The organism is Gordonia sp. GN26 (assembly GCF_054823965.1).
In genome coordinates, this window is record NZ_JSYC01000002.1 from 67,520 (window position 1) to 89,759 (window position 22,240).

Annotated in this window: 24 protein-coding genes and 1 tRNA gene; 8 read left to right on the plus strand and 17 right to left on the minus strand. The window is 68.9% G+C overall.

Annotation, left to right across the window (positions count from 1 at the left end):
- Positions 1 to 33: 33 nt before the first annotated feature.
- Complete coding sequence (locus OK17_RS00320; protein WP_308196034.1) at positions 34 to 783, minus strand: HNH endonuclease family protein; 750 nt, start codon at positions 781 to 783, stop codon at positions 34 to 36.
- Between the two features lie 326 nt (positions 784 to 1,109).
- Between OK17_RS00320 and OK17_RS00325 the strand changes: the two genes are divergently transcribed.
- Positions 1,110 to 1,712: a hypothetical protein gene (locus tag OK17_RS00325; protein ID WP_461416337.1), complete on the plus strand. Its 603-nt coding sequence runs from the start codon at positions 1,110 to 1,112 to the stop codon at positions 1,710 to 1,712.
- Between the two features lie 42 nt (positions 1,713 to 1,754).
- On the opposite strand, the gene OK17_RS00330 is transcribed toward OK17_RS00325, so the two are convergent.
- Positions 1,755 to 1,836 (minus strand) — tRNA-Leu (locus OK17_RS00330).
- A gap of 97 nt (positions 1,837 to 1,933) precedes the next feature.
- Here OK17_RS00330 and OK17_RS00335 point away from each other — a divergent pair.
- Positions 1,934 to 2,362 carry a glucitol operon activator gene (locus tag OK17_RS00335; RefSeq protein ID WP_040536835.1) on the plus strand — a complete coding sequence of 143 codons (429 nt, stop codon included), beginning with the start codon at positions 1,934 to 1,936 and terminating at the stop codon, positions 2,360 to 2,362.
- Complete coding sequence (locus OK17_RS00340; RefSeq protein ID WP_006868089.1) at positions 2,359 to 2,709, plus strand: DUF3817 domain-containing protein; 351 nt, start codon at positions 2,359 to 2,361, stop codon at positions 2,707 to 2,709. The genes OK17_RS00335 and OK17_RS00340 overlap by 4 nt, the downstream gene beginning before the upstream one ends.
- A gap of 118 nt (positions 2,710 to 2,827) precedes the next feature.
- Here the strand turns inward: OK17_RS00340 and rdgB are convergent, their stop codons facing one another.
- The 11 genes from rdgB to clpS all read right to left on the minus strand — a co-directional run bounded on the left by rdgB (position 2,828) and on the right by clpS (position 10,527).
- Complete coding sequence (rdgB, locus tag OK17_RS00345) at positions 2,828 to 3,445, minus strand: RdgB/HAM1 family non-canonical purine NTP pyrophosphatase (protein ID WP_006868088.1); 618 nt, start codon at positions 3,443 to 3,445, stop codon at positions 2,828 to 2,830.
- Positions 3,445 to 4,200, minus strand: coding sequence for a ribonuclease PH (gene rph, locus OK17_RS00350; RefSeq protein ID WP_461416338.1), 756 nt, complete (start codon positions 4,198 to 4,200; stop codon positions 3,445 to 3,447). The genes rdgB and rph overlap by 1 nt, the downstream gene beginning before the upstream one ends.
- Positions 4,201 to 4,245: 45 nt before the next feature.
- Entirely contained in the window at positions 4,246 to 5,010 is a 765-nt protein-coding gene (locus OK17_RS00355; protein ID WP_232719300.1) for a cyclic nucleotide-degrading phosphodiesterase, read from the minus strand.
- 80 nt (positions 5,011 to 5,090) lie between these two features.
- Positions 5,091 to 5,903, minus strand: a complete 813-nt coding sequence (gene murI, locus OK17_RS00360) for a glutamate racemase (RefSeq protein ID WP_232719299.1) — start codon at positions 5,901 to 5,903, stop codon at positions 5,091 to 5,093.
- Between the two features lie 14 nt (positions 5,904 to 5,917).
- On the minus strand, positions 5,918 to 6,553 hold the full coding sequence (locus OK17_RS00365; RefSeq protein ID WP_232719298.1) for a rhomboid family intramembrane serine protease: 636 nt from the start codon (positions 6,551 to 6,553) through the stop codon (positions 5,918 to 5,920).
- Positions 6,554 to 6,605: 52 nt separating this feature from the next.
- Complete coding sequence (locus OK17_RS00370; protein WP_232719297.1) at positions 6,606 to 7,577, minus strand: PLP-dependent cysteine synthase family protein; 972 nt, start codon at positions 7,575 to 7,577, stop codon at positions 6,606 to 6,608.
- A 2-nt stretch (positions 7,578 to 7,579) separates the two neighbouring features.
- Positions 7,580 to 7,855, minus strand: a complete 276-nt coding sequence (locus OK17_RS00375; protein WP_006868082.1) for a MoaD/ThiS family protein — start codon at positions 7,853 to 7,855, stop codon at positions 7,580 to 7,582.
- Positions 7,856 to 7,857: 2 nt separating this feature from the next.
- Positions 7,858 to 8,265, minus strand: a complete 408-nt coding sequence (locus OK17_RS00380; RefSeq protein ID WP_006868081.1) for a M67 family metallopeptidase — start codon at positions 8,263 to 8,265, stop codon at positions 7,858 to 7,860.
- A gap of 159 nt (positions 8,266 to 8,424) precedes the next feature.
- Positions 8,425 to 9,534, minus strand: coding sequence for a P1 family peptidase (locus OK17_RS00385; RefSeq protein WP_232718216.1), 1,110 nt, complete (start codon positions 9,532 to 9,534; stop codon positions 8,425 to 8,427).
- 16 nt (positions 9,535 to 9,550) lie between these two features.
- Complete coding sequence (gene aosR, locus OK17_RS00390; RefSeq protein ID WP_232718215.1) at positions 9,551 to 10,126, minus strand: oxidative stress transcriptional regulator AosR; 576 nt, start codon at positions 10,124 to 10,126, stop codon at positions 9,551 to 9,553.
- A 77-nt stretch (positions 10,127 to 10,203) separates the two neighbouring features.
- A complete protein-coding gene (gene clpS, locus OK17_RS00395; RefSeq protein ID WP_040536833.1) occupies positions 10,204 to 10,527 on the minus strand; it encodes an ATP-dependent Clp protease adapter ClpS in 324 nt (107 codons plus the stop codon).
- Between the two features lie 21 nt (positions 10,528 to 10,548).
- On the opposite strand from clpS, the gene OK17_RS00400 reads away from it, so the two are divergent.
- The 5 genes from OK17_RS00400 to glgB all read left to right on the plus strand — a co-directional run bounded on the left by OK17_RS00400 (position 10,549) and on the right by glgB (position 19,129).
- Positions 10,549 to 11,856, plus strand: a complete 1,308-nt coding sequence (locus OK17_RS00400) for a nicotinate phosphoribosyltransferase (protein WP_461416339.1) — start codon at positions 10,549 to 10,551, stop codon at positions 11,854 to 11,856.
- A 34-nt stretch (positions 11,857 to 11,890) separates the two neighbouring features.
- The gene (locus tag OK17_RS00405) at positions 11,891 to 12,502 is read left to right on the plus strand and encodes an isochorismatase family protein (RefSeq protein ID WP_461416340.1); all 612 of its coding nucleotides are present in this window, start codon (positions 11,891 to 11,893) and stop codon (positions 12,500 to 12,502) included.
- 88 nt (positions 12,503 to 12,590) lie between these two features.
- Positions 12,591 to 14,699, plus strand: a complete 2,109-nt coding sequence (locus tag OK17_RS00410; protein ID WP_461416341.1) for an ATP-dependent DNA helicase — start codon at positions 12,591 to 12,593, stop codon at positions 14,697 to 14,699.
- 151 nt (positions 14,700 to 14,850) lie between these two features.
- Positions 14,851 to 16,851 carry a maltotransferase domain-containing protein gene (locus OK17_RS00415; protein ID WP_461416342.1) on the plus strand — a complete coding sequence of 667 codons (2,001 nt, stop codon included), beginning with the start codon at positions 14,851 to 14,853 and terminating at the stop codon, positions 16,849 to 16,851.
- Between the two features lies 1 nt (position 16,852).
- Entirely contained in the window at positions 16,853 to 19,129 is a 2,277-nt protein-coding gene (gene glgB / locus OK17_RS00420) for a 1,4-alpha-glucan branching protein GlgB (RefSeq protein ID WP_461416343.1), read from the plus strand.
- A gap of 70 nt (positions 19,130 to 19,199) precedes the next feature.
- Here the strand turns inward: glgB and OK17_RS00425 are convergent, their stop codons facing one another.
- Genes OK17_RS00425 through OK17_RS00440 form a run of 4 tightly spaced genes read right to left on the minus strand, consistent with a single transcriptional unit; the run spans position 19,200 to position 22,205 of the window.
- On the minus strand, positions 19,200 to 20,153 hold the full coding sequence (locus tag OK17_RS00425; protein WP_461416346.1) for a tetratricopeptide repeat protein: 954 nt from the start codon (positions 20,151 to 20,153) through the stop codon (positions 19,200 to 19,202).
- A 59-nt stretch (positions 20,154 to 20,212) separates the two neighbouring features.
- A complete protein-coding gene (locus OK17_RS00430; protein WP_232718209.1) occupies positions 20,213 to 21,466 on the minus strand; it encodes an MFS transporter in 1,254 nt (417 codons plus the stop codon).
- Positions 21,467 to 21,781, minus strand: coding sequence for a thiamine-binding protein (locus OK17_RS00435; protein WP_232718208.1), 315 nt, complete (start codon positions 21,779 to 21,781; stop codon positions 21,467 to 21,469).
- Positions 21,782 to 21,809: 28 nt separating this feature from the next.
- Positions 21,810 to 22,205, minus strand: coding sequence for a DUF3817 domain-containing protein (locus tag OK17_RS00440; RefSeq protein WP_232718207.1), 396 nt, complete (start codon positions 22,203 to 22,205; stop codon positions 21,810 to 21,812).
- Positions 22,206 to 22,240: the final 35 nt, after the last annotated feature.

Consider the following 22,240-nt stretch of genomic DNA (forward strand, 5'->3'; position numbering starts at 1 on the left):
CTCGACCGACCGGGATCGCGCCGTCCCTCGTCGTCAGCAGTCGGACAGCACCCGGGCCATCGCGTCGCGCTCCGCCGCGGTGACCCAGAGTCCGTAGGCCTTCTTCACCTCGATCTGGCGGCTGACGTAGGTGCACCGATAGGCCTTGTTCGGGGGTAGCCAGGTGGCCGCATCGCCGGCTCCCTTGCGCTGGTTCACCGTTCCGTCGACCGCCTGCAGGTTCCTCGGGTCGTTGGCGAACTCCAGACGGCGACGCCCATCCCATTGCGCCGCCCCCTTCTGCCAGGCGTCCGCCAGGGCGACGACGTGGTCGATCTGGACGAGCGCCGACGTGTCCTGGCCACGGGTGAACCGCACCGTTGTGCCGGAGTAGGCGTCGACGAGGGTGCCCGACAGCACGCGGCACCCATCGGTGTGCAGGGTGACGTCGACGAGGTCACGGCGCAGGATGTCCTCCCGCGTCCGACAACCGTTGCGCCCGAACTGCACATCGACCGCATCGTCCCAGGCCGTGCCGAACTCCGAACGCGAGTATCCCGTCTTGGGCGCCCGGCCCTTCACCGGCAGCGAGTCGAGGTCGGCGAGGTGTTGGCTCGTCGGCGTCGGCGTCGGTGTCGAGAACGGTGTCGGTGTCGGTGTCGAGAACGGAAGTGACGGACCCGAAGCCGTACCCGGGGCGGGTGCTGTCTCCGGAGACGATTCCGACCGAAGCAGACCGAGTGCTGCGAGGACGCCGAGGACAACAACCATTCCGATCCCCGGCAGCACCGTCCGACGTCTCACCCGGGCATCGTTTCATGCGGCCCCGACAGACAGCGGGGCGCGCCTGGTGACCGGCGAACCTCGACCCGACCTGCAGACGTCGACCGAAGTCTGCAGGTCGAAGCGAGGTTCGCCGGTGGAGTCTCGCGGACCGTCGGCGTTCGGAGCCGAGGCGCCCCCACCGAACAACTCGGGACGACAATCCCGAGGTGGCAACGATTCGGTCCCATTCGGGATGACAACCCTCCGCTTCAGTATGATCACCCCTACGACCGGGTCAAACGTGCCACTTCGGTGCGTCCGGTCGCCCGGAGATCACACTCCCTGACCGGAAGGACGGCAACGCCATGAGCGCACCGGAGAGCGGCGCCGATCGCGAGAGCGACGCGGTGGACACGGAGAACGACGCCGTAGACACCGATCTGCAGGCTGCCGACGAGGACGCGACGGTCGAGGTCGAGGCCCTGGATGACGAGGACGCCACGGTCGAGCTCAGCCCCGATGAGCTCGCTGGTGAAGAGGTCGCCACCGAAGAGGCCACCGCCGACGAGCCCGCTGCAGAAGACTCCGCCGAGGACGTTGCCGCCGAGGACGTCGCCGTCGAGGAAACCGCCGCCGTCGACGATGCGGCCCCGGTGGAGGAAGCCCCGGTCGACGAGGAAGTCCTCGACAAGCCCGTGGAGGCCGAGACCCACGAAGATCTCGCCGACGCCGCGGACCTCGAGGGTCTGCACGTGTCGTCGCGCGTTCGCGTCACCCTCGAGGACGGCACCACACGAGAGGGCGAGATCGTCGACGACTTCGCCGACCTCGCTCCCGGCGACCAAACCGTCGAGGCGCGTATTGACGAGGATCACACCGCCCGCCTGCGGCGCTGGGCGATCTCGACCGACGACCACGACATCGTCTTCGCCGACGACGACGCCGTCGAACTGCTGAGCGTTTCGTAGAAGGAATGTGCGCCATGGGCGCACAACTTCTACGAAATCCGGTGCGCGAGGGGGGACTTGAACCCCCACGTCCGTAGACACTGGAACCTAAATCCAGCGCGTCTGCCAATTCCGCCACTCGCGCTCGGTGCGGCCCCGGCATCGAACCGGGCTCCGCACTGTAACCGCGACCACCCTACCGGCCGGGTTTTGATCACCGCAGGCCAGGTACCTTGAAAGGTATGTCCTCATCCCCCCGTCGCACGCATCGGCCGGCGCTCGTGGTGCTGACCGTGGTCGCCGCGGTGGCGTGTCTGATCCTCGCCTGGTGGCAGTGGTCCCGCTTCGAGTCGGCCTCCGGCAGCGGCCAGAACCTCGGCTATGCGCTGCAGTGGCCGGCCTTCGCGGTCGCGGTCATCTACGCCTACCGGCGCTTCGTCGTCCTCGAGAGCGACCCGGAGGAAGCGCGAAAGGCCGCCGCGGACGCCCGTGCCGCGGCCGAGATCCCCGAGGGCATCCTCCCCGAGCGCCCGACGACGCCGAGCGCGGCGTCGCTCGCCAACGATCCCGACCCGGTCAAGGACGCTGCGCTCATCGAATACAACCGCTACCTGGCCGAACTCAGATCGGCAGACACCCCCGACGCCCCGTCATCGAAAGGCCCGCAGTGACCGAGACCGCATCCACCGCTTCCGCTCCCACCGCTCCGGTGGAGAAGGTCCGTGGGGCCCTGTTGAGGTACCGCGTCCTGGCCTGGATCACCGGTATCTGGCTGCTGCTCCTCGTCGCCGAGCTGATCCTGGCGTACGGCTTCGACAACAAGGCACTCGACTTCGTGCCGATCGTCCACGGCTGGGTCTACTTCGTCTACCTGATCATGGCGATCGACCTGGCGATCAAGGTTCGCTGGCCCGCGGGCAAGACGATCATCACCGCGATCGCCGGCACCATCCCGTTCCTGTCCTTCTGGTTCGAGCACAAGCGCACCCAGGAAGTGAAGGCGCAATTCAACCTCTGAGCGAGGCCGGCTCAAAACCACCCCTGGGATCAGCCCTCCAGGAGCGACCGAGTGACGATATGTCAGCGGCAGCGCTCCACAGGGCGGATCTCAGGGGTGGTTTTTGGCGCGGTACCCGTCAGCTGTTGGCCAGCTCCCGCAGCGCCGGTACGAGCTGAGCCAGAGCCTTGCCGCGGTGGCTCAGCGAGTCCTTCTCCTCCGGGGTGAGTTCGGCCGACGACCGGCCGGCCGCGAGCTCGTCGTCGGGTGCGAAGAGCGGGTCGTAACCGAAGCCGTTCGGTCCGCGCTCCGCGCGCAGCACCGTCCCGCGCCACTCCCCGCGCACAACCGTCTCAGTCCCGTCCGGCAGCACCAGCGCGCACGCCGACACGAACGCGGCGCCGCGTCGTTCGTCCGGGGTGTCGGACAGTTGCGCCAGCAGCAGCGCGTTGTTCGCCGGATCGTCGCCGTGCGCACCCGACCAGCGCGCCGACAGGACACCGGGCATCCCGTTCAGCGCGTCCACCGAGATCCCGGAATCATCCGCGAGACAGGGCAATCCGGTGGCGCGTGCACCCGACCGCGCCTTGATCAGTGCGTTCTCCTCGAAGGTGGCGCCGTCCTCGGGCTCCTCCGGGTATTCGGGCACGGCGTCGAGGCCGAGGATCTCCAGGCCGGTGATCCCGGCGGCGTCGACGACGCGCTGCAGCTCGGCGAGCTTCTTGCGATTGCGGCTCGCGAGCAGGACCTTCGACATCAGGCGTTGCCCGGCAACTGACCCGGGTACGGCTCGGCGAGCACGGCCCGCTGGGCCTCGAAGAGCTTCTGGGTGCCGATCGCGGCGACGTCGAGCAGCGCGTCGAGCGTCGACCGTGCGAAGGTCGCGCCCTCACCGGTGCCCTGTACCTCGACGAGGGTGCCGGCGTCGGTGGCGACGACGTTCATGTCGACCTCGGCCCGCGAATCCTCTTCGTACGGCAGGTCCAGACGCACCCGGCCGTCGACGACGCCCACACTCACCGCGGCGATCGCACACGAAAGCGGTTGCGGGTCGGACAGTTTACCGGCGGCACGCAGGTAGGTCACCGCGTCGGCGAGGGCCACGTACGCGCCGGTGATCGCCGCGGTGCGGGTACCGCCGTCGGCCTGCAGGACGTCGCAGTCGAGCGCGATGGTGTTCTCACCGAGTGCCGCGAGGTCGATGCACGCCCGCAGGGAACGGCCGACGAGCCGGCTGATCTCGTGGGTCCGGCCGCCGATCTTGCCCTTGACCGATTCGCGCTTGTTCCGCTCGTGGGTGGCCGCCGGGAGCATCGAGTACTCGGCGGTGAGCCAGCCCAGACCCGATCCACGACGCCACGGCGGGACGCCCTCGGTGACACTCGCGGTGCACATCACGCGGGTCTGTCCGGACTCCACCAGCACCGATCCCGCGGGATGGCTGGTGAAGCCACGGGTGAAGGAGATGGGACGCAGTTCGTCGTCGGCTCGGCCGTCAGCTCGTGTGGTCACGGCTCCAACTGTAACGACCGTGGTCGGACGGCATGTGACCCACCGCTAGGCCAGATCGATGACCTGTCCCTGACGCATGAGGTCGACCGGCCCCGAGAACGTGCTGCGGGCCTCGGCGAGGATCTCCGCGGAATCGGTCCACGGGGCGACGTGGGTGATCGCGAGCGCGCGCACATTGGCCTTGGTCGCGGCCTCCCCTGCCTCGATCCCGGACATGTGCAGGTCCGGCGGACGTTCCGACGGGGCGTGGGTCCACGACGCCTCGCACAGGAACAGGTCGGCGTCGGCGGCGAGATCGATGAGTTCGTCGCAGGGAGCGGTGTCACCGCTGTAGGCGATGACCTGCCCTTCCGGTCCGGTGATGCGCAGTCCGTAGGTCTGCGGAGGATGATTGACCTTCACCGACTTGATCCGCATGCCGCCCAGGGTGATCTCGACCCCGTCCCGCCACTCGTGGACGTCGAAGGTGTCGGAGATGTCGTCGACCTGGCCGGGATACTCCGACGAGCCGTGGCCGATCCGCAGGGCGGTCCCCGGTGGCCCGTAGAGGGGCGCGCGTTCCGTCGCCGCCGAGGGCGCATACCGGCGCCACACCAACATCGCGGGCAGATCCAGGCAGTGATCGGCATGGAGATGGCTCAGGACCACCGAGACCCCGCAGGGATCGGTCACCCGTTGCAGTTCTCCGAAGACACCCGGTCCGCAATCCACCAGCACCGGCTGTTCGCCGGGGACAGAGAGCAGGTAGCCGGAGCACGCCGCCCCCGGTCCGCCCACACTGCCCGAACATCCGAGGACCGTGAGACGCATACGCCCTACTGTGCCATGCCCGCGCGAGTTGCTGTCGGGTTACCGGGTCACAAGTGGGCGGCGAAGATTGCCCGAGTCCGCTAAAGGTGCTGGACAGCACCGACGACGGGTCCGAGGAAGCGCCGCGACAGCTTGGCGAACATCTCCGGGTCGCCGGTCGCCTGGAAGACGCGCGACGCCTCCCGACCGGTGTGCGGATGCAGCAGGTCGGACTCGGTGAGGACGCGGTAGAGGTCTTTCGCCGTCTCCTCCGCACTCGACACGAGCGTCACCTCGTCGCCCATCGCGAGCTGCAGGACGCCCGTCAGCAACGGGTAATGCGTGCAACCGAGCACGACCGTGTCGACGCCGGCCTCCTGGAGTGGTTCGAGGTACCCCTCTGCCAGACCGAGGATCTGGCGGCCGCTGGTGATCCCGCGTTCGACGAAGTCGACGAAGCGCGGGCACGGCACGGCGGTGATCACCGCGTCGCGGGCCGCAGCGAACGAATCCTGGTACGCGCGTGAGGAGATGGTGGCCTCGGTGCCGAGCACGCCGATCCGGCCGTTCTTCGTGGCGACCACTGCGCGACGTACCGCGGGGAGCACGACCTCGACCACCGGGATCGGCGCGTAGCGCTCCCGGGCGTCACGCAGGCAGGCGGCGGACGCCGTGTTGCAGGCGATGACGATCGCCTTGACGCCGCGCTCGGCCAGATCGTCGCCGATCGCGAGCGCGTGCTTGCGGATCTCGGGGATCGTCAGCGGACCGTACGGTCCGTTCGCGGTGTCGCCGATGTAGACGATGTCCTCGTCGGGCAACAGGTCCATGACGGCGCGAGCCACGGTCAGTCCGCCGACGCCGGAGTCGAAGATCCCGATCGGCGCCTCGGGATCGGAGGTCCAGACGGGCACGTTGGGTGAGGCGGTTATGACGCCACCCCCGGGGTCGCGGTGCGCTGCTTGCCTTTGCGGTCGCGCGAGGCGAGGAACCAGGCGGCCAGCACGCCGGCGATCGCGCCGAACAGATGTGCCTGCCAGGAGACGACGGGGTTGGTCGGCAGCACGCCCCACAGGATCGAGCCGTAGATCAGGAGGAGCACGACGCCGCCGAGGATCTGCCACAGATCGCGGTTGAACAGGCCGCGCACGATGAGGAAGGTGAGCCAGCCGAAGATGATGCCCGACGCGCCGACCGTGATCGAGTAGGGCGCGGCGAACAGCCACACCCCCACCCCGGAGATCACCCAGATGATGCCGGTGACGATGAGAAACCGCTGCGTCATCAGGACCAGGAAGCAGAGCACCGCACCGGGCATGAGATTGGCGAACAGGTGCTCCCAGTCGGCGTGCAACATCGGCGCCCAGAGGATGCCGTCGAGGCCGTCGACCTGGCGGGGTTCGATCCCGTTGGAGTCGAGATCGTATCGGGTGGCCGCGTCGATCAGCTCGATGACGAACAGCACCGCGATGATGCACACGGTGGTGATCAGCGAGCGCAGCCAGAGCGGGCGGGAGCGCCGCGGCTCCTGCTGCTGCCCGACCGGTGGGGTGTACGACGTCATGGCCAGTTTCTCTTCGGGTCTCGACTCTTCGGGTGGCGTTCCGGCGGGCCGGTCACGCCCAGAGCTGACCTTCGAGTGCCTGCTCCGCGTCGTCCAGGCTACCTTCGTAGACTCCGGTCGAGAGATACTTCCATCCCGCGTCGGGCACCACGAAGCCGATGTCGGCGCGGACGCCCGCCTTCAGGGCCCGACGCCCGATGCCGCGCGCGGCCTGCAGGATCGCGCCGGTGGAGATGCCCGCGAAGATGCCCTCGAGGTCGATCAGCTCACGGACGCGGGCGACCGCGTCGACGCCGGTCACCGAGAACCGGCGGGTGAGCACCGAGTCGTCGTAGAGCTCCGGGATGAAGCCCTCGTCGATGTTGCGTAGGCCGTACACCTCGTCGCCGTAGCGCGGTTCGGCCGCGACGATCTCGATGTCCGGACTGCGTTCGCGCAGAAAACGTCCGACGCCCATGAGCGTCCCGGTGGTGCCCAGGCCCGCGACGAAATGCGTGATCTCCGGCAGATCGGCGTAGAGCTCGGGGCCGGTTCCCTCGTAGTGGGCGGCGACGTTCGCCTGGTTGCCGTACTGGTAGAGCATCACCCAATCGGGGTTCTCCGACGCCAGCTTCTTGGCCACGGCGACTGCGGTGTTGGACCCGCCGGCGGCCGGCGAGGAGATCACCTTGGCACCGAACATGCGCAGCAGCGAACGACGCTCCTCGGAAGTGTTCTCCGGCATCACGCAGATCAGCTGGTAGCCCTTGAGTTTCGCGGCCATGGCCAGCGAGATCCCGGTGTTGCCACTGGTCGGTTCGAGGATCGTCGAGCCCGCGTGCAGCAGCCCGTCACGTTCGGCCTGCTCGATCATGCGCAGCGCCGGCCGGTCCTTGATGGAACCGGTCGGGTTGCGGTCCTCGAGTTTGGCCCAGAGTCGGACGTGCGGTCCGTCGGCCGTCTCGTCCCAGCGCGGGGACAGTCTCTGGAGCCCGATCAGCGGTGTGTTGCCGACCGAGTCGATGAGTGAGTCGTAGCGTGCCACGCTCAGCAGCCGCCGGCGACCGCAGGCAGGATGGTCACCTCGTCACCGTCGTCGATGGAGGTGTCGAGACCGCCGGAGAACCGGACGTCCTCGTCGTTGACGTAGATGTTGACGAAGCGGTGGAGTTTTCCGTCCGCGACGAGTCGCTCCTTGAGTCCGGGGTTGCCCGACTCGAGGTCGTCGATCAGTGCGGAGAGCGTGGTCCCGGAACCCTCGACGCGCTTGGCGCCGCCGGTGTGGGTCCGCAGGATCGTCGGGATGGACACGGTGACTGGCATATTCAGCTCCTGATCTCGATCTCTTCTTCGGTGACCGTGCCGTCGACGATGCGATAGCTACGGATCTCGGCGGTCTCCGGGTCCCGGGTGGACACCAGCACATAGTGGGCGCCGGGCTCGCCGGCGTAGGAGATGTCGGTGCGGCTCGGGTAGGCCTCGGTCGCGGTGTGCGAGTGGTAGATCACCACCGGTTCCTCGTCGCGGCGATCCATCTCGCGCCACACGGACAGCTGCTCGGCGGAATCGAACCGGTAGAACGTGGGCGACCGTTCGGCGTTGATCATCGGGATGAACCGCTGCGGGTCGTCGGAACCCTCCGGCCCGGCGATCACGCCGCACGCCTCGTCGGGATGATCGGCGCGGGCGTGCGCGACCATCGCGTCGACGAGTTCCTGATCGATCTTCAGCATCGCTGTCCCGTTCTCCTTCGCAGACGCGTGGCCCGTACGGACACGTCGGATCGGCGACCGGTCGTCGCGCATGTCCCGAGAGGGAACGCCGGACCGCGAACGGCTATTCCTGATGTGGTTATGACCGGCGTCACCGAGGGGCAGGCCGGGGCCCGCGATTCAGGCGAACGCCGACGGCGCGGCTTGGGCGTATGTCGGTATCGAGGCCACCGACTCGGCGGCCAGCACAGCATTCACGATCGCCCGCTGGACGACATCGGCCGCACATCGGGACACCTCGGCGATGATCGCCGCGTCCGCGTGCATCCCGGGCGGCGAGGCGGTCGCCGGGTCGCTCGGCTCCGGTCGCACCGCGCCGGTTGCGACGGCGAAGATGGTGTCACCGTCGAGCGGCGAGTGGGCCGGGCGGATGGCCCGGCCGAGACCGTCGTGTCCGGCCATGGCGATGCGGCGGGTCATCGCCGCATCGAGCGCGGCATCGGTGGCGACGACCCCGATCGTCGTGTTCAGAACGGTGTGTTTCTCCGCGAGCTCGGTCAGGTACGCGATGTCGGCGGCCTCGGGACTTCTCAGGCCCAGTTCGGCCAGTTCGTCCTCGCCGAGGTCCCACGGCAGCCCGGTCTTCGGGTCGATGACCGCGCCGACCGGGTTGGCGACCATCAGCGCACCGACGGTGATGCCGGCTGCCGGACCGCTCTCGATCCTCACCGACGCGGTGCCGACGCCACCCTTGAGTGCACCGGCACGCGCACCGGCGCCGGCCCCGACACTGCCGACGGCGAAGTCGACCGCGGCCGCACGGACGGCCTCGGCTCCGAAGTCGGCGTCGGGCCGGTGATCCCACGCGCCGACCGGCAGATCGAAGATGACCGCCGCCGGGACGATGGGCACCACGTGTCCCCTGGTGTCCATGGGCAGTCCGACGCCCTCGGCCTCGAGCGCGCGCATCGCACCGTCGGCCGCCGCGAGGCCATAGGCGCTGCCGCCGCTGAGCACGATGGCGTGCGCGGTCTGCACGGTGTTCGACGGATCGAGCAGGTCGGTCTCCCGGGTGCCCGGGCCTCCGCCGCGCACGTCGACCGCCGCGATCGCGCCCGGCCCCGAGATCCTGACGACTGTTGTGCCGGTGGCCCAGCCGTGGCCGTCAGGTGCGTCGGCGGTTCCGGCGACCGCGGCGTCGGTGTCGACACGGTGCCGGTGCCCGACGGTGATCCCGGCGACGTCGGTGATGCGGTCCCCCGGGCGGGCGGGTCGTCCGATGGTGGTCACACCGGAGAACTGTAGGTCACATCACCGCTTCGACGAGCAGATCCTGCATCACGGTCAGCCAGTGGTAGACGTCGAGATGGGCGGCGTGCGGATGGTCGGGCGGCAACCGATCCGGGGTGTCCTCGGAGATGCCGAGCATCGCCCCGAGCGCGAGACGGACGTCGTTGAGCGCGGTGAGCCAGGCGGTCGCCTCGTCGACGGTGAGCGCGAGGTCGCCACCCCCGTCCGGAAGCGTGCCGAGAAGCGTTTGTGCCGCACCGAGTTTGGCGTCGATGATCTTCGGCTCGTTCACGCTCCGCAGCGCCGAGTTGAGCCGGCCGTTGACCACTTCCGCGGAGAGTTCCTCGTCCTGATCCGGCCGGTGGAAGTCCGGCAGCAGACGACCGAGGGTGGCATCGTCCGGCGCATCGGAGTGGCCGACGCGGATGCCGGTGACCTCCGACAGCGCATCACTCGGCGCGGTGTCGGCACGTTCGGTGAGGAGCTCACACATCGACGAGACCAGCGACGCGAGCAACTCGGCCTCGTGCGAGTCGAGCTGGGAGACGATCCGGATCGCCTCGCCGCGGCCTTTGCGTTTCCAGGTGCGCACGCCTCAGTGTCCCCCCACCGTCGGGTCATCCCGGTACGAGGACGGTCCGAACCCGAGCCGCAACATCTCGGGCCCGGTCATGAATCGCGCTGCATGGTGGCCCACAGGCCGGCCGCGTGCAGTTTGCGCACGTCTCCCTCGACCTTGTCCCGATCGCCGCTGGAGACGACGGCCTTGCCTTCGGTGTGCACCTGCATCATGAGCTGATTGGCGTGCGACTCCGAGTAGCCGAAGATCTTCTGGAAGACGAAGGTCACATACCGCATCAGGTTGACGGGGTCGTCCCACACGACGGTCATCCAGGGTTTGTCGAGATCCGCCGCGCCGTCGGCCACTGCGGGTTCGGCAACCGCGGTACCGCCGGGGGTAGCCTCGTGCGCACGAGTTTCGTCAGGCGCCATGAGGACAAGGGTAACGCGATAGTGAGCATCGACAACACCGCGCTGCTGACCGACCAGTACGAACTGACCATGGTCGCGGCGGCTCTCCGACACCCGGTCGCGCACCGGCCGTGCGTGTTCGAGGTGTTCGCCCGCCGGCTCCCCGACGGTCGTCGGTACGGCGTCGTTGCGGGTACCGGACGTGTCCTCGCCGAGCTCGCCGAGTTCCGTTTCGGCGACGAGGAGATCGCCGTCGTGGAGCAGTTCCTCGACGCCGAGACCGTCGCGTGGCTACGCGACTACCGCTTCTCCGGCGACATCGACGGCTACCGCGAGGGTGAGCTTTACTTCCCGGGGTCCCCGATCCTCACCGTCCGGGCGTCCTTCGCCGAGGCGGTCCTCCTCGAGACGCTGATCCTGTCGATCCTCAACCACGACAGCGCCATCGCCTCGGCCGCCGCCCGAATGGTGAGCGCAGCCGGGTCCCGCCCGATCATCGAGATGGGCTCCCGGCGCACCCACGAGCGCGCCGCCGTCGCCAGTGCCCGCGCCGCCTACCTCGCCGGTGTCGCCGCGACGTCGAACCTCGAGGCGAATCGTCGGTTCGGGGTGCCCAGCGCGGGCACCGCCGCCCATGCCTTCACCCTCGGCTTCACCGGGCCCGACGGCCCCGACGAGAAAGCCGCCTTCGCCGCACAGATCGAGGCGCTCGGCATCGACACCACACTGCTGGTCGACACCTACGACATCACCCAGGGCGTGCGGAACGCGATCGAGGTCGCCGGCCCCGGACTCGGCGCGGTGCGCATCGACTCCGGCGATCTCGGCGTGCTCGCGCGTCAGGTCCGCACGCAACTCGACGACCTCGGCGCGACGAACACCAAGATCGTGGTTTCCGGCGACCTCGACGAGTACGCGATCGCCTCGCTGCGCGCCGAGCCGGTGGACAGCTACGGGGTCGGGACCGCGCTGGTCACCGGTAGCGGCGCACCGACCGCGGGTATGGTCTACAAGCTCGTCGAGGTCGACGGCCTGCCCGTCGCCAAGCGGTCGAGCCACAAGGAATCGCGCGGCGGGGCCAAGGCGGCCGTGCGGGCCGCACGGGGCAGTGGGACGATCGTGGAGGAGATCGTCTACCGAGCCGACGGGCCGCGCCCCGAGGCCGACGGCGGTCTCCACCTCCGGGATCTGCAGATCGCGCTGGTCCGCGGCGGGGAGCCGGTGGCATCGCTGCCATCGCTGACCGACGCGCGTGCCCACCTCGCGGCAGGGCTGGTGAGTCTGCCGTGGGAGGGCCTCGGCCTCTCGCACGGAGACCCGGCGGTGCCGACCCGCTACCAGCTCGGCTGACGAGCACACCCTTCGATCCGCCAGGGAGTACCTGATGAGCAGCGAACGCAGCGACGGCACCAAGCCGGCCGACGCGTTGGTCGTCGTCGACGTCCAGAACGACTTCTGTGAGGGCGGCTCCCTCGCGGTCAACGGCGGTGCCGCCGTCGCCCGGGCGATCACCAAGATCCTCGACGAGTACCGGACCGTCGTCGCGACGCGCGACCACCACATCGATCCGGGCGCGCACTTCTCCGACGAGCCCGACTATGTCGACACCTGGCCGCCGCATTGCGTGGTCGGCACCGACGGCGTCGCATTCCACCCCGAATTCGATTCCGCCGCAGCGCAAGAGGTCTTCTCCAAAGGCGAATACGACGCCGCGTACTCCGGTTTCGAGGGGGTCGCCGAGGACGGGACCACCCTCGAACAATGGCTGCGCGACCACAAGATCTCGTCAATCGACATCGCAGGCCTGACCACCGATCACTGCGTCCTCGCCACCGCACTCGACGCGGTGAAGGCGGGCTTCACGACCCGGGTGCTGCTCAACTTCACCGCGGGTGTCGGTACGGAGAGCACGTCCGACGCGCTGTCGAGCATGCGTGAGGCCGGGGTCGAACTCGTGGGCGATCTGCTCTACGACGGCTCGTACGGCACGGGTTAGTCCCCCCGAGGGAACCGCAGAGGCCGCGGATCCGTCTGAAACCACACACCCAGCTCGCCCATCTCGAACGAGGACCCCGGAACACCACATGCCGAACACTCCCCCGGTGACCGAACTGCTCGACACCGCGGTCTCCGCGCTCGGCGGCCGTCGACGCGACGGTCAGGTCGCGATGGCCTCCGCCGTCGCACACGCCATCGACACCGGCGAGCATCTCGCCGTGCAGGCCGGCACGGGTACCGGAAAGTCGCTCGCGTATCTCGTACCGGCGATCCGGCACGCCGTGGAGACCGGCCGGACCGTCGTGGTGTCGACGGCGACCATCGCGCTGCAGCGGCAGCTGATCGAACGCGACCTCCCCCGTCTCGCCGGGGCCCTCGCCAAGCCGATCGGCCGCAAGCCGACCTTCGCGATCCTCAAGGGACGCGGAAACTATCTGTGCCTCAACAAAATCCACTCGGGAACAGCCGACGAGCCGGACACCGAGCTGTTCGATCCGTTCGAACTGTCCCGCACCGGACGCGAGGTCACCCGGTTGCGGGAGTGGAGCAGCGACACCGAGACCGGCGACCGCGACGACCTCGTCCCCGGTGTCGCCGACCGTGCCTGGCGCCAGGTCAGCGTGTCCGCGCGCGAGTGCCTCGGCGCCGCGAACTGTTCGTACGGCGAGGACTGCTTCGCCGAGCAGGCCCGTCGACAGTCCGGCAAGGTCGACGTGGTGGTCACCAACCACGCGTTGCTGGCCATCAATGCGACAAGCCCGGCGAACGTGCTCCCCGAACACGACGTCGTGATCATCGACGAGGCCCACGAACTCGTGGACCGGATGACCTCGGTGGCCACCGACGAACTGTCCACGTCCTCGATCGCACTCGTCTCCCGACGCGTGGGCAAACTCGTCGACGAGGAGACGGCCGATGCGCTCCTCGGCGCCGGTGAGCAACTCGGCGAGCTCCTGGAGACCGCCCCGAAGACGCAGTGGACGCAGCTGCCTCCCGACGCAACCTCCGTGCTGGTCATGTTGCGTGACCGACTGTGGCAGACCCGGACCGCGATCGGGCCGGCGCGCGCACCCGGAGTCGGCGACGACGGCGCGGTCGCGGCGCGCTCGGCGGCCCTCACCTCGCTCGAGGACATGCACGACACGGTCGTGCGCGTCCTCGGTGCCTTCGACGAACCCGACGAGTCCAAACGGCGTGACGTGGTGTGGGTCGGCCTCGACACCTCCCGGCGGGGTGCCGAACCCCGGCCGGTGTTGCACGTCGCGCCGCTGTCGGTCGGCGGCCTCCTGCGGGCGTCGCTGTTCTCCAACTCGACGGTCGTCCTGACCTCAGCGACCCTGACGATCGGCGGCTCCTTCGACGCCCTGGCCGCGACATGGGGCCTGCCCGACTCCGGACGCGGCACCGATCGTCCCGCCGCCGACGAGCCGGGCGACGACCCGACCACCGATCCGGCGGCCTCGCGCAACATCACCGCCAGCGGCAAGGCGGTGCCCTCCGACACGGGTTCGGCGCGCTGGACGGGCCTCGACGCCGGCTCCCCCTTCGACTACCCGAAGTCGTCGATCCTCTATGTCGCCCGGCACCTGCCCCGTCCCGACCGTTCGGGCATCGCGCCACGCACGATGGACGAGATCGCCCAGCTCGTCGACGCCGCCGGGGGTCGCACGCTGGGACTCTTCTCGTCGATGCGGGCCGCCCGCGAGGCGGCCGAGGCCATCCGCGAGCGCTGTGAGTACCCGGTGCTGTGCCAGGGCGACGACACCACCTCGACGCTGGTCAAACGCTTCGCCGAGGACCCCGAGACGTGCCTGTTCGGCACGCTGTCGCTGTGGCAGGGCGTCGACGTGCCCGGCCCCTCGCTGAGCCTGGTGCTCATCGACCGCATCCCGTTCCCCCGCCCCGACGATCCCCTGCTGACCGCCCGGCAACGCGCGGTCGACGCCCGGGGCGGCAACGGCTTCCTGTCCGTCGCGGCCAACCATGCGGCGCTGCTGCTCGCGCAGGGTGCGGGCCGATTGCTGCGTTCGGTCGACGACCGCGGCGTCGTCGCGGTGCTCGACTCCCGCCTGGCCACGGCGGGTTACGGGGGTTATCTACTCGCCTCGCTGCCGCCGATGTGGCGGACCACCGACCCCGCGGTCGTCCGCTCGGCGCTCAGCCGACTCACCGCGGCACCACGCCCGGTGGGCTGATCGGCCCGCGAGGAGCCACCCGACACGAGGACCGCGTACGACAAGACAATCGGCTACGCGGGGCACTAGGTTGGGTAGCGGTGATACCAACGCAGGCGAGACCGACAACGCACCCTGGCCAGTCGCAGGAGCTGACGAGAGGAGGCTTCGAGTGATCGGGCGCATGGGTATCGATGACATCGCACCCCTCGTCTCCGCAGGGCAACAGCCCGCGAAAGCCGTTGTGGGAGAGTTCTTCCCGGTCAGCGCCACTGCATGGCGCGAAGGTCACGACGCGATCGGCGTCACCGTGCACATCGAGGCACCGCAGCGCGGAACCCTCGACATCCGCATGACGCCGGCGCCCGAACCGGACACGTTCAACGCCGCGTTCGTCCCCGACGCTGTCGGGTTCTGGTCGTACCGCATCGAGGCCTGGAGCGACCCGTACACCACCTGGCGGTCGGCGGTCACCAAGAAACTCGACGCCGGTCAGGGCGCCGCAGACCTGGCCAACGACCTCGAGATCGGCGCCCGCATCCTCGAGCGCGCCGCCGAGGACATCGTCGACGAGAACCGCGAACTCCTGCTCGACGCCGTACGTCTGCTCCGCGCCCGACGCCGCCGGGTCGAGAACCGGGTGAGCCTGGCGATCTCCGAGGAGGTCGTCGAACTGCTCCACGACAACCCGGTCCGCGAGCTGGTCACCAAGAGCCGCACCTACCGCGTGTGGGTCGACCGCACACGCGCTCTCTTCGGGTCCTGGTACGAGTTCTTCCCCCGCTCCACCGGCGGCTGGGACGGCGAGGGCAACCCGGTGCACGGCACCTTCCTCACCGCCGCCGAAGACCTCCCTCGCATCGCCGGGATGGGCTTCGACGTCGTCTACCTCCCGCCGATCCATCCCATCGGCGAGGTCAACCGCAAGGGCCGCAACAACACGCTCGTCGCCGGGCCGGACGACGTCGGCTCGCCATGGGCCATCGGGTCGAGAGACGGCGGCCACGACGCGATCCACCCTCAGCTCGGGTCCGAGGAGGACTTCGAGTACTTCGTCGGGCGCGCCCGGGAACTGGGCCTCGAGGTCGCCCTCGACCTCGCCCTGCAGTGCGCACCCGACCACCCCTGGGCGACCGAACACCCCGACTGGTTCTTCATCCAGCCCGACGGCACGATCGCCTACGCGGAGAACCCGCCGAAGAAGTACCAGGACATCTACCCGCTCAACTTCGACGACGACCGCAACGGCATCTACCGCGCGGTGCTGAAGGTGGTCCTGCACTGGGTCGGCCTGGGCGTCAACATCTTCCGCGTCGACAACCCGCACACCAAGCCGCCGAACTTCTGGGAGTGGCTGATCAGCGAGGTCAAGAAGCGGAACCCGGACGTGCTGTTCCTGTCCGAGTCGTTCACCCGGCCGGCGCGCCTGTACGGGCTCGCCCGTCTCGGGTTCACCCAGTCCTACACGTACTTCACCTGGAAGACGGAGAAGTGGGAACTCGAGCAGTTCGGTCGTGAGCTGGCCGAGCACGCCGACGAGGCGCGCCCCAACCTGTTCGTCAACACCCCGGACATCCTCCACGAGAGCCTGCAGCACGGCGGCCCGGGCATGTTCGCGCTGCGCGCCGCCCTGGCCGCGACCCTCGCCCCGACCTGGGGTGTCTACAGCGGCTACGAACTCTACGAGCACGTCGCGGTCGCCGAGGGCAGCGAGGAATACCTGGACTCCGAGAAGTACGAGCTGCGCCCGCGCGACTACAAGGCGGCGACGAGCCGCGGTGAGTCGCTGGAACCGTGGATCACCTCGCTCAACGAGATCCGCCGCCGGCACCCCGCCCTGCAGCAGCTGCGGAACATCCACTTCCACCACGTCGACAACCCGTCGCTCATCGCCTACTCGAAGGTCGATCCGGTGACCGGCGACCGCGTCGTGGTGGTCATCAATCTCAACCCGTACGCCGCCGAGGAATCGACCGTGTGGCTCGATCTGCCCAAACTCGGATTCGAGTGGTACGACCACTTCTCGGTCCGCGACGAGGTGTCCGGGGAGGAGTACTGGTGGGGGCAGGACAACTACGTCCGGCTCGAGCCGTGGCGCGCGGTCGCCCACATCCTTGCCCTGCCGCCGCTCGATCCCGCCGCCGCCGCGCGACTCGCCTACCGAATCCAGTGAGGTGCCCGTGACCGATCGTCAGGATCCCGAGTCCCCCACCGCCCCGGAGCCGCCCGCAGGCGCCGACGCCGCAGGTTCCCTTCCGGACCCGAAGGCGAACGATCACGACCTGCGCCGCCTCGACGCGCTGACCCATCCGGAGCCGCACGCGTTCCTCGGGGCGCACGACGCACCGGGCGGAACCACGATCCTGCGCACCCTGCGACCCGACGCGCTGTCGGTGTCCGCGGTCATCGGCGGCGTCGATCACCCGATGACCCGCCAGACCGACGACCTGTGGGTCGTCACCGTCCCGATCGCCGACCTGATGGACTACCGCTATCGGGTCGTCTACCCCGACGGTTCCGGCGGCACCGCCGAGTTCGTGGTCGCCGACGGCTACCGATTCCTGCCGAGCCTCGGCGACATCGACATCCACCTGTTCAGCGAGGGCCGACACGAGGCGCTGTGGGAGGCCCTCGGGGCCCGCATCGTCTCGTACACGACCGCCGACGGCGAGGTCACCGGCACCGCGTTCTCGGTCTGGGCACCCAACGCGCACGGTGTCGCCGTCATCGGGGACTTCGACCGGTGGACCGGCCGCGTGGCACCCATGCGCAAGGTCGGGGTCAGCGGCGTCTGGGAGGTGTTCGTCCCCGACGTCGGCGACGGCGCGCACTACAAGTTCCGCGTGCACGGTGCCGACGGGGTGATCCGCGACAAGGCCGATCCGATGGCCTACCGGACCACACCCCCACCGTCGACCGCGTCGGTCGTCACGCAGTCGCAGTACGTCTGGTCCGACGATGCCTGGATCGCGCGTCGGGAGGCCTCCTCGCCCGAACGCGAGCCGATGAGCGTCTACGAGGTACACCTGGCGTCGTGGCGTGAGGGCCTGGGTTACCGCGAACTCGCCCATCAGCTCGCCGACTACGTCGTCGAGAAGGGCTTCACGCACGTCGAGTTCCTCCCGGTGGCCGAGCATCCCTTCGGCGGTTCCTGGGGATACCAGGTGACGTCGTACTACGCGCCGACGGCCCGGTTCGGAACCCCCGACGACTTCCGCTATCTCGTCGACCACCTGCATTCGCGTGGCATCGCGGTGCTTGTCGACTGGGTGCCGGCGCATTTCCCCAAGGACGAGTGGGCACTGGCCCGCTTCGACGGCACCCCGCTCTACGAGCACGCCGACCCGATGCGCGGCGAGCAACTCGACTGGGGCACCTACGTCTTCGACTTCGGCCGTCACGAGGTCCGCAACTTCCTCGTCGCCAATGCGCTGTTCTGGTTCAGCGAGTTCCACATCGACGGACTGCGCGTCGACGCCGTCGCGTCGATGCTCTACCTCGACTACTCACGCCCCGACGGACAGTGGCGGCCCAACATCCACGGTGGCCGAGAGAACCTCGAGGCGGTGCAGTTCCTGCAGGAGACCAACGCGACGGTCCACAAGCACTTCCCCGGCGTCATCACCGTCGCCGAGGAATCCACCGCCTGGCCGGGCGTCACCCGGATGACCGATCTCGGCGGACTCGGTTTCAGCTTCAAATGGAACATGGGCTGGATGCACGACAGCCTCGACTACCTGTCGCGAGATCAGATCCATCGCAGCTTCCACCATCACGAGATCACCTTCTCGCTGATGTACGCGTGGAGCGAGAACTTCGTGCTGCCGCTGTCGCACGACGAGGTCGTCCACGGCAAGGGCACGCTCTGGACGCGGATGCCCGGCGACTCCTTCACCAAAGCCGCCGGCGCACGCGTCTACCTCGCCTACATGTGGTCGCATCCCGGCAAGCAACTGCTGTTCATGGGCCAGGAATTCGGGCAGGTCGGCGAGTGGGCCGACAACCGCAGCCTCGACTGGCATCAGCTCGAGGGCTGGGAGGGTGAACTGCATTCCGGGATCTCGGCGCTGGTCACCGACCTGAACCGGATCTACCGGACATCTCCTGCGCTCTACACCCAGGACATCACGCCCCTCGGCTACGAGTGGATCGACGCCAACGACACCGCGAACAACGTGATCAGCTTCCTTCGGTTCGGGGAAGACGGGTCGGTCGTCGCCTGCATCTTCAACTTCTCCGGCTCGGACCGCGTCGACTACCAGGTCGGGCTGCCGCAGAGCGGGGTGTGGGAGGAGATCCTCAACACCGACGCCGACGCCTACAGCGGCGCCGGCCGCGGCAACCTGGGAGCGGTGACCGCCGACGGACCGTCGTACCACGGCCGCCCCACCTCGGCCCGGGTCATGCTGCCGGCCAACTCCGCCATCTGGCTGGCACCCCGCCGCTCGTAAAACCACCACTTATGGACAAACCCAGCACCACAAAGGGTGCTGGGTTTGGCGAAAAGGGGTGGGTCTGCGGTCAGTAGAGCGCGCTGGCCAGCTTCCGTCGAGCGGAAACCACGAATGGCTCCGCCGGATCGAAAAGCTCGAACAGCTCGAGCAACCGCGTCCGAGCGCGGGTGCGCTCCTCGCCGTTGGTCACGCGGACCACGTCGATGATGCGGTCGAAGGCCGCCTCGGGCTGCTGCGACAACAGCAGGACGTCCGCGGCCGCCAGCTGGGCGTCGAGGTCGCGCGGTGATGCGGTCTCGACGATGCTCGGGTCGTGCGCCTGCGCGCGCAGGATGAACTCGAGGTTCCGCGCCGCCGACACCGCTTCGACGTTCTCGGGTTCGGCCTCCGCGACGGCGCGGTAGGCAGCCAGCGCTCCGTCGAAGTCGCCGTCGTTGAGCTTCTCCTCGGCGGCGAGCATGCGCGGATCGGTCTGCTCGGGCTCGGGCGCCGCACCGGTGGGGGCGTCCGGCAGCGCATTGCCGACCTGGGCGAAGATCTCGTCGATCCACGCGGTGATCTCGGCCTCGGATCGGACCCCGTTGAACGCGGTGACCGGCTGCCCCTGCACGATCGCGACGACCATCGGGATCGACTGCACCCGGAAGGCCTGCGAGATACGGGGATTGGCGTCGACGTCGACCTTGGCGAGCACCCAGCGGCCCCCGGACTCGGCGGCGAGACGCTCGAGAACCGGCGAGAGCTGCTTGCACGGCCCGCACCATTCGGCCCAGAGGTCGACGACGACGAGCTGCTGCATCGACCGGTTGAGGACCTCGGCCTCGAAGGTCTCCTCGGTGACGTCGATGACGCTCGCACCGGCCGCAGCCGGGGGCGCGGGAGGGGGCGGCGTGCCGCCGCCCGGAGTCTGATCCGGTTGCGCCTGCGCGCGCTGGGTGGCCTGGGCCCGCTGCGACTGAGCGCGTTGGGCTTCGGCCCGTTCTTTGATTCCGCCGAGATCGACGGCACCGGTCATGGCCATGGCGGCAGCAGCCTGCTGACGGGCCGCCGCGGCGGCCTGCTGACGATTGGTTGGTCGCGTCACTCCTCTAGTGTGGCACGACCACCCGGGCTCGACGACCGAGGTTCGCCCAGCGCGGACACCGGTCGTTCACGCGGACGGACGACACCGGCGAAGAACACGGCGAGCAACAGTGCGGCCAGAGCGGCGAGCAGTCCGGTGTCGAGACTCGTTCGGCTGCTGATGAACCCGACGACGGCCGGACCGGCGAGCATGCCGAGATACCCGCAACCGACGACGATCGAGATCGTCCGGCCACCCGCGGAATCGGTGAGGTTGCCTGCGGCGGTGAAGATCTGCGGGATGAGGCCGGCCAGTCCCAGTCCGAAGACCGCCCATCCGGCGACGGCGAGTGCGGGTACCGGGGAGACGATCGCCATCGTCATACCGGCCATGCCGACGAGTGCGCCGACCCGGAGCACACGGACCGCACCTACCGCGGCCACCACCGGGTCGATGACGAATCTCGCGATGGTCATGGTCGCGCTGAAGGCACCGAAGGCGATCGCACCGATCGCCTCGCTGGTCCCGTGGCTCTCGACGATGTGCAGGGCGCTCCAGTCGTAGGCGGTGCCCTCGGCGAGCATCAAGCCGAAGGCGACGACCGCCAGGAGAACTAGCCGACGCCGGTCGATGCCATGCCACCACGCCCCGGTGCCGGAGTCCGACGAAGTGTTCGAGGAGGGGCTCGCCGCGGGTGTCCGGTCGTGCCCGGCGAGGTGACGCGCCACCGCGGCGACCACCACGAAACCCGCGATCGCCGCACACGCGACGGTCGGCACGACCCCGACATCAGCCCACAGCGTCGCGGCGACCACGCCGGAACCGACGAGGCTGCCCGCCGAGAAGAACCCGTGGAACGACGACATGATCGGTCGGCGGTAGGCACGTTCGACCGCGACCGCCTGGGCGTTCATCGAGACGTCGAGGCACCCGTTCGCGAAGCCGAACGCGGCGAGGGCGGCGCCGAGCGTGAACGTGTCCACCGCCAGGACCGGCGTGATGATGACACCCGACAGGAGCAGGGCGCCGCCGACGGTCAAGGGCTTGGAACCCCAACGGTCGATGAGGGGTCCGCACACCTGCATCCCGACGAACGCGGAACCGCCGAGAAGCAGCAGCAGACCGCCCAGTTCGTCGTGTCCGACGTCGGTGCGTTCGCTGATGACGGGGATGTGTGCCACCCACATGGCGGCGAGGAAACCGTTGAGCGCGAAGACCGTGGCGACCGCCCGCCGGGAGCGGCGGAGTTCGGTCGCGAGGTGCACCTGCACTCAGGAGCCCGAACCCAGGTGACGCTCCACCCGCTCGACCTTCCCCGTCAGTTCGCCGGTGTGCCCGGGACGGATGTCGGCCTTGAGCACCAGACCCACCCGCGGCGCATGCGCGGCGACGGCATCGATGGCGGCTTTGACGACCGCCATCACCTCGTCCCAGTCGCCCTCGAGGTAGGTGAACATCGACGTGGTCTGATGCGGGACCCCGGAGGCACGGACCACCTCGACGGCGGCCGCGACCGCCGCACTCATCCCGCCGTCGTCGTCGACGGCGGTTCCGCCCGAGGGCGTGAGGCTGAATGCGACGATCACTGGACTACCTCCGGATCAGGCGGTCGGATCAGGCGGGGGCCTGCCGCGGCGCTGGGTCAGCCGACAGCTCGGCGAGGTGGCCGTTGCGCTTGACCCACCACTCGAAGACGATCGTGCCGAAGGGCGGGATGCTCGAGACGAGGGCCAGCAGGGTCACGATCGGGATGCCGATGCGACGCCCGCCGAGCGGGATCTCCCACTTCACGGCGTTCCACTTGAGCTGGTACGCGGTGATCAGGGCGACGATCACGAAGATCACGAAGACGGCACCGTGGGTCGCGCCGGGAAGTGCGATGGCCTCGGGGTCGTCGTTGACGCGCTTGAGGACCATCCCGACGATCAGCCACGCCCAGGTGATCGCCTCCGCGACGGCGACGAGGCGGAAACGCTTGGCGGGCGTGCTCAGGTCGAAGAAAGACAGCATGTTCCCCATTGTGCCTGCCGGAGGAGCCTTCTACG